This is a genomic window from Buchnera aphidicola (Pemphigus obesinymphae), assembly GCF_026122815.1.
Taxonomy (GTDB): Bacteria; Pseudomonadota; Gammaproteobacteria; order Enterobacterales; family Enterobacteriaceae; genus Buchnera_C; species Buchnera_C aphidicola_BJ.
Genome location: NZ_JAIWQW010000069.1, coordinates 1 through 562, shown reverse-complemented (window position 1 = coordinate 562; position 562 = coordinate 1). Strand labels below are relative to the sequence as shown.

1 protein-coding gene is annotated in these 562 nt (G+C 19.6%); it reads right to left on the bottom strand.

Annotated features, from left to right (window positions below; genetic code table 11):
* Positions 1-287, bottom strand: a 287-nt coding sequence (locus tag LDP10_RS03130) for an ATP-dependent Clp protease proteolytic subunit (RefSeq protein ID WP_265197274.1), incomplete at its 3' end; no start/stop codon positions are given.
* Positions 288-562 lie beyond the last annotated feature (275 nt).

The following is a 562-nucleotide window of genomic DNA, read 5'->3' as shown; positions in this document are numbered from 1 at the left end:
TGTGGTTTTATAAATTGCATAGTATCGTAAATAGACATGCCCGATGTAATGATTCCACCTGGAGAATTGATATATAAATTTATATCTTTTTCAGGATTTTCAGCTTCTAAAAATAACATTTGTGCTACAACAATATTAGCTTTAACATCTTCAATATTACCGGTAATAAATATTATTCTTTCTTTTAAAAGACGAGAATAGATATCAAAATATCTTTCTCCTTGTGATGTTTTTTCTACAACAAAAGGTATTAAATTCATGTGAAATTTTTCTTTTTTATACGACATATAATCTCCAAAAACGTTTTGATTTGTTAATGTTGGATTCTAAAATATTAAAACATTTTATTGAAATTTTTAACGGTTATTTATTTTTTACATGTTTATTATTATAAGATGTATTTTTTATATTTAATTTATTAAAGATTAGATATGTTTGTATATAAATTATTTTTTATAAAAAATAGTTAAATTTTATTTAATTAGCATTAAATTAATATTTTATTATACGATGTATATTAATTTTTATTATAAAAGATTATTATTTATTTTTTGATATGGAC